This window comes from Sphingorhabdus sp., from assembly GCF_044239005.1.
GTDB lineage: Bacteria > Pseudomonadota > Alphaproteobacteria > Sphingomonadales > Sphingomonadaceae > Sphingorhabdus_B.
In genome coordinates, this window is sequence record NZ_JBIICH010000119.1 from 1 (window position 1) to 6,149 (window position 6,149).

Annotated in this window: 7 protein-coding genes and 1 tRNA gene; 4 read left to right on the plus strand and 4 right to left on the minus strand. The window is 55.8% G+C overall.

The features are described from left to right. The first annotated feature begins 64 nt into the window (after positions 1-64). Positions 65-141: transfer RNA gene (locus ACILQA_RS09135), tRNA-Asp, on the plus strand. 12 nt (positions 142-153) lie between these two features. Here ACILQA_RS09135 and ACILQA_RS09140 read toward each other — a convergent pair. From ACILQA_RS09140 to ACILQA_RS09155, 4 genes are all read right to left on the minus strand, one after another. Continuing rightward, positions 154-390 (minus strand): DUF2842 domain-containing protein, encoded by a 237-nt coding sequence (locus ACILQA_RS09140; RefSeq protein ID WP_395629418.1) that lies wholly within the window; start codon positions 388-390, stop codon positions 154-156. Next, positions 387-1,025, minus strand: a complete 639-nt coding sequence (locus ACILQA_RS09145; RefSeq protein WP_395629422.1) for a 5-formyltetrahydrofolate cyclo-ligase — start codon at positions 1,023-1,025, stop codon at positions 387-389. The genes ACILQA_RS09140 and ACILQA_RS09145 overlap by 4 nt, the downstream gene beginning before the upstream one ends. Before the next feature lie 146 nt (positions 1,026-1,171). Next, on the minus strand, positions 1,172-1,492 hold the full coding sequence (locus tag ACILQA_RS09150) for a cell division protein ZapA (RefSeq protein WP_395629419.1): 321 nt from the start codon (positions 1,490-1,492) through the stop codon (positions 1,172-1,174). Next, positions 1,492-1,677 carry a hypothetical protein gene (locus ACILQA_RS09155; RefSeq protein WP_395629420.1) on the minus strand — a complete coding sequence of 62 codons (186 nt, stop codon included), beginning with the start codon at positions 1,675-1,677 and terminating at the stop codon, positions 1,492-1,494. Before ACILQA_RS09155 ends, ACILQA_RS09150 begins: the two co-directional genes overlap by 1 nt. A 222-nt stretch (positions 1,678-1,899) precedes the next feature. Here ACILQA_RS09155 and tkt point away from each other — a divergent pair, with 222 nt between their 5' ends. Genes tkt through ACILQA_RS09170 form a run of 3 tightly spaced genes read left to right on the plus strand, consistent with a single transcriptional unit; the run spans position 1,900 to position 6,076 of the window. Beyond that, on the plus strand, positions 1,900-3,858 hold the full coding sequence (tkt, locus tag ACILQA_RS09160) for a transketolase (protein ID WP_395629421.1): 1,959 nt from the start codon (positions 1,900-1,902) through the stop codon (positions 3,856-3,858). A gap of 11 nt (positions 3,859-3,869) precedes the next feature. Beyond that, positions 3,870-4,877 carry a type I glyceraldehyde-3-phosphate dehydrogenase gene (gene gap / locus ACILQA_RS09165; protein ID WP_183940587.1) on the plus strand — a complete coding sequence of 336 codons (1,008 nt, stop codon included), beginning with the start codon at positions 3,870-3,872 and terminating at the stop codon, positions 4,875-4,877. Further along, a complete protein-coding gene (locus tag ACILQA_RS09170; RefSeq protein ID WP_395629423.1) occupies positions 4,877-6,076 on the plus strand; it encodes a phosphoglycerate kinase in 1,200 nt (399 codons plus the stop codon). The genes gap and ACILQA_RS09170 overlap by 1 nt, the downstream gene beginning before the upstream one ends. Positions 6,077-6,149 lie beyond the last annotated feature (73 nt).

The following is a 6,149-nucleotide window of genomic DNA, read 5'->3' on the forward strand; positions in this document are numbered from 1 at the left end:
CTTTTATGACAAATGCCGTTGACAGAATCTTGCGTCGCTTATAGTGCGCCCCCACCGCAAGTTAGCGGGTGTAGCTCAGTTGGTTAGAGCGCCGGCCTGTCACGCCGGAGGTCGCGGGTTCGAGCCCCGTCACTCGCGCCACTTCCCTGAAAATCAGGTTGTAGGTGGTGCGCGGAACGAACCTGTTTCCATCCAGATCATCAGCGGCCGCATCGGCGCAATCCAGATCACGCCTGCGATCAAATAAATGACGCTCTGCAATAATATGTGCAGTTGGCCGATGAATTCAGACGCGCTGACAATCAGCACCGACCAAACCAGAATAATCAGCAATATCGCCAGCATGCCCGCGGGCTTACGCCATGTTGGTTGCTTCTGTGGTCCATTCATAATGTTATCCAGGATTTTTCTGTCAGCACGGCATCGAGCGGGACGTCCCAAATATCCGATGCGAGTGCAGGGGTGAATTGAACCGACCAGGCAAGGCCGATGGCGATGGAATGATCCAGCACGCTGAGTGCGCGATCATAATGACCGGCACCCTGGCCAAGCCGGATGAGCCTGTCGTCATAGGCTAGCATGGGAACAAGGACTATATCGGGTTTACACTCAGGGGCCGTCTCAGCAGGCTGTAGAAGGCCAAATGCGCCCGGGACAAGGTCGTCATCGGGCGACCAGCGTAGAAACCGCATGGGTGCGCTTTTGCTGGTTACATGGGGCAGGGCAAGGTCGCAGCCCAAGGCATGCGCTTGCGCAAGGATCGCCGCGGGATCGACTTCAGAGCCTTTTGCGACATAGCCCGCCACGATTTTACCGGGCATTAAAACTTTGGCTAAGGGGCTGGGGATTTTAGAAAAGGCAAGCGATTGGTCCTGTGCCGTCAAACCATTGACGTACGAATCGCGAATTTGCCGAAACGCGGCGCGCTGTGTTGGTTTGTCTAATATTGAAGTCACAGCATTTCCCGAAATCGGTTGGCGGAACCACCATGGGTCGTTTTCCGGAATATCCTCTGACGCCAGCACGTCAGGTGGGCACCGTGTGATCTGGACCTTAAGGTTGCCCAAATGGCCCAGGCAGGGACAGCTCCCTTAGATAGATAATCGCCTCAGGGATGTTCTCATCAGCTCGTACCGGGCAGTTCCGCCACATCCGATATAGGCATCTAAAGTTAATTCTCAAGCTTTTGTGCCAGATTTTCTAATCGGGTGGCCAAGCCTTCCAAAGCTTCGGCTATTTGTGACGATTTCGCTTCTGTCTGAGGATTATCCGCAGCAACCGGCACTCCGCTAGCCACATCATGCAGGCGGTCGGCCAGAAGTAGCGCGGAAAACAACAGGCTGCGCGTTTCATTCATTCCAGCCGAGCCGCCGCCAGCTTCCCGCGCTTTTTCATCAACCATGGCTCCCAAGGCCAGCAACCGCGCTTCTTCACCGTCATTGCACGCCACCGAATATTGGCGGCCAGCGATGGAAAGTTTAACCTCAGCCATCAATTTGCTCCCGACAATATCTGGTCGATGCCGCGAATAGCGTCCAACGTCTCTTTCTTGAGACGCTCATGGCGATCCGCTAGATCGGTATCATGCGGGTTGGTTGGCACAGTCGCCAGCTTTTCAACCCGCGACAGCGCACGTTCTATGCGGCCAATCGCTCCAATTAATCGTTCATCTACCATGGCTTACATCCTTTTGATGAGACGGTGTAACAGACTAAAGATGTCATGCAAATGCATCAACGCACAATGGATGGCAAATTCCCCGCAGGAAATGCGCGCCCGTCCCTTGACGCTGCGCGCTTGCGTCCGCAAAGGGTTGGCACCAAACGACTCGGCGGTATCGCATATGTTGTATGCGCCCGCCTCCCGCTCCCGAAGTGGAGTATTTTGTGGGGATAGAACATGACCGTTACTGAACAGCAAATGGCCAATGCAATCCGGGCGCTGGCCATGGATGCTGTACAGGCCGCAAATAGCGGCCATCCCGGCATGCCGATGGGTATGGCCGACGTCGCAACGGTACTCTATTCGAAGTTCCTAAAATTTGATCCGAAAGCGCCTGATTGGGCCGATCGTGACCGTTTCGTGCTGTCTGCAGGGCATGGGTCCATGTTCGCTTATGCGACCTTGTATCTGACCGGCTATGCAAGCCCGACCATCGATGACATCAAAAACTTCCGTCAGTTGGGTAGCCCATGTGCTGGCCATCCAGAGAATTTTTTGATTGATGGCGTTGAATGCACCACAGGTCCGCTGGGGCAGGGCCTTGCCATGGCGGTGGGCATGGCTGTTGCCGAACGGCACCTAAATGCCCGCTTTGGCGACGATTTGGTCGACCACCGGACATGGGTTGTGGCAGGCGATGGTTGCCTGATGGAAGGCATCAATCATGAAGCCATCGGGCTTGCCGGACATTTGGGTCTCGGCCGTTTGATCGTATTCTGGGACGATAACCGCATCACCATCGATGGCGCGACTGACTTGTCGACGAGTGAAGACATCGCGGCACGCTATCGTGCGAGCGGATGGCATGTTGAGGCATGCGATGGTCATGATTTCAACGACATAGAGCGCGCAATTAAAGCGTCGCTTGCGGATAATCGTCCATCCTTGATTGCTTGCCGGACACTGATCGGTAAAGGTTCGCCAAACAAGGAAGGCACAAAAGCGCCGCATGGTAGCCCATTGGGCGCAGACGAAATCGTCGCGACGCGGGCTGCCATCAACTGGCCCTATCCGGCGTTTGAAATCCCTGCGGATATTTTGGACGCGTGGCGGGCAACCGGCCAGGCGGGGGCTGAGGCGCATGCGCAGTGGGCAAAGCGGCTTGCGGCGTCAACTCACGGGGAAACCTTCACAAAGACCATGGCGGGAGAGGTTGATTCCGCATGGTTACAGCCGCATCTCGAAAGCCTGATCGCCGCGCCGCAGAATATTGCGACGCGCAAGGCATCGGAAATTGCACTGACGGCGGCAACTGCCGCGTTGCCAGACCTGCTCGGCGGGTCGGCGGATTTGACGGGTTCAAACTTTACCCGAACTGCGTCGACCAATACCTTGGATAAAAACGATTATTCCGGCCGATATGTCAATTATGGTATTCGTGAATTCGGTATGGCGGCGGCCATGAATGGCATGGCGCTGCATGGCGGCATCATTCCTTATGGCGGAACGTTCCTGATCTTCTCTGATTATTGCCGCGCCGCCATTCGTCTGTCTGCGCTTCAGGAAACCCGCGTCGCTTATGTTATGACGCATGATTCCATCGGTGTTGGTGAAGATGGCCCGACCCACCAGCCGATTGAACAAATCATGTCGCTGCGGCTCATTCCCAACCTCGACGTGTATCGGCCATGTGATACCATCGAAACCGCAGAATGCTGGGCGCTGGCAATTGAAAGCGCGCATACACCGTCGGTTTTGGCGCTATCGCGTCAAAACTTGCCACAACTGCGCACGGACATCAGCGAAAATATGTCCGCCAAGGGCGGCTATCGCCTCCGTTCAGCAAAGGCGGAACGCAAAGTCGTGCTGATCGGCACCGGTTCTGAAGTCGCTATCGCCGTTTCGGTCGCGGAGCAGCTTGAGGAAAAGGGTATTGGCGCCGAGGTCGTATCGATGCCCAGCTGGGAACGCTTCGATGCACAGTCGCCTTCTTACAAGGCTGAGGTTCTGCCATCCGATGCACTTCGCGTTTCTGTCGAAGCGGGCACGACAATGGGCTGGGAACGTTATGTCGGTGACGGTCTTCGGATCGGGATCGATAGTTTCGGGGCCTCAGGCCCAATTGATGCACTTTATGAGCATTTCGGCCTGACTGCCGATAAGATTACCGCGCAAATTCTCGCTAAACTTGGCTGATTGGAGCACGCATGACTATTAAAGTAGCTATTAACGGATTTGGCCGCATCGGTCGCTTGGTCGCGCGCGCGATTTTGGAGCGTGATGATCATGATTTAGAATTGGTGGCGATCAATGATCTCGCGCCAGCCAAGGCGAACGCATTATTGTTCAAGCGTGATAGCGTGCATGGTCCGTTCCCCGGAACAGTGGAAGCCGATGGCAATGACATCATCGTCAATGGTAAGCGCATTCATGTCACCGCCGAACGCGATCCAGCCAATTTGCCGCATGCCGCAAATGGCGTCGATATCGCATTGGAGTGCACCGGCTTCTTCACGGACCGCGCAAGCGCAGAAAAGCATCTTGCTGCGGGCGCAAAGCGCGTTTTGATTTCGGCACCTGGTAAAAATGTCGACAAAACCGTGGTATTCGGCGTCAATCACGACGTTTTGACATCCGCCGATGTGATCGTTTCGAACGCGAGCTGCACCACCAACTGCCTTGCACCACTTGCGAAAGTGCTGAACGACGCAATTGGTATTGAACGCGGCCTGATGACCACGATCCACAGCTACACCAACGATCAGAAAATTCTCGACCAAATCCATGATGACATGCGCCGCGCACGTGCTGCCGCGATGTCGATGATTCCGACAACAACGGGCGCAGCGCGTGCTGTTGGCGAAGTTATGCCTGAACTCAAGGGTAAGCTTGATGGATCGGCCATTCGCGTACCGACACCCAATGTCAGCATCGTCGATCTGACCTTCACGCCTGCGCGCGATACCACGAAGGAAGAGGTCAATGCGCTGTTAAAGGCTGCGTCTGAAGGCGCTTTGAAGGGCGTTTTGGCCTATTCCGACGAACCATTGGTATCGATCGACTATAATCACTGCCCAGCCAGCTCGACGATCGACAGCCTTGAAACAGCCGTCATCGACGGTAAGCTTGTCCGTGTCCTTAGCTGGTATGACAATGAATGGGGCTTCTCCAACCGGATGGTGGATACCGCCGGCGTCATTGGAAAGTTACTTTAATCATGGCATTTCGCACGCTCGACGATCTTGGTGACATAAAAGGAAAGCGCGTATTTGTGCGCGTGGACTTGAACGTGCCGATGGCCGACGGGCGTGTGACCGACGAAACGCGTTTGCGGGCGTTGTTGCCCACCGTCAGCGAACTCGCTGACAAGGGTGCCAAGCTTCTATTGCTTGCCCATTTCGGGCGTCCAAAGGGTGCGAAGCATAGTGAAATGTCGGTTTCCATGGTTTTGGACGCGCTGCAAGAGGTGCTTGGCCGCGAAGTCATGTTCGTGCCCGAAATTGCAGGAGACATCGTCGCGCAATCGATTGGCATATTGGCTGACGGCGACATCGCTTTGCTCGAAAACACCCGGTTTTGGCCAGGTGAGGAGCAAAACGACCCCGAACTTGCACGCGCCGTGGCTGCAAATGGCGACTATTACGTGAATGACGCGTTTTCGGCGGCACATCGCGCGCATATGTCGACCGAAGGGCTCGCACATATTTTGCCCGCCTATGCCGGTCGTTCAATGGAAGCAGAACTGAAGGCGTTGGAAGCAGCGCTGGGTTCGCCGGAGCACCCCGTCGCTGCCGTCGTTGGCGGTGCCAAGGTATCGAGCAAGCTCGACGTGCTGAACAATCTGGTCAAGCAGGTCGATCATTTGATTATTGGCGGCGGCATGGCGAACACCTTTCTCGCTGCCCGCGGGATCAATGTTGGCAAGTCGCTGTGCGAACATGATCTTGCCGACACAGCAAATGCCATATTGGATGCGGCGGACGTCGCAGGCTGTACCGTGCATTTGCCCTATGACGTCGTGACGTCAGTCGAATTTCGCGCAAATCCGCCCGTGCGGACGGTGAATGTCCATGAAGTGGCGGCCGATGAGATGATCCTGGATGTTGGCCCTGCGGCGGTTGAGGCGCTGGCTGATGTCCTGAAAACGTGCCGGACCTTGGTATGGAACGGACCGCTCGGCGCATTTGAGATGGAGCCATTTGACGCGGCGACGGTCTCATTGGCACGCACGGCGGCGGCGCTGACGCGTGAAGGCTCGCTCGTCTCGGTTGCGGGTGGTGGCGATACGGTTGCCGCGCTCGCCCATGCTGGCGTGACGGAGGATTTCACCTTTGTCTCGACCGCTGGCGGCGCGTTTTTGGAATGGATGGAAGGCAAACCGCTTCCGGGCGTGGATGCTTTGAATATAATTTAGACATGCGGGGCCTTGCCCCGTTTTTTTCGGATGCTAATGCATACGTATGCAACGCCAAGGTAGAGGGAAGAGC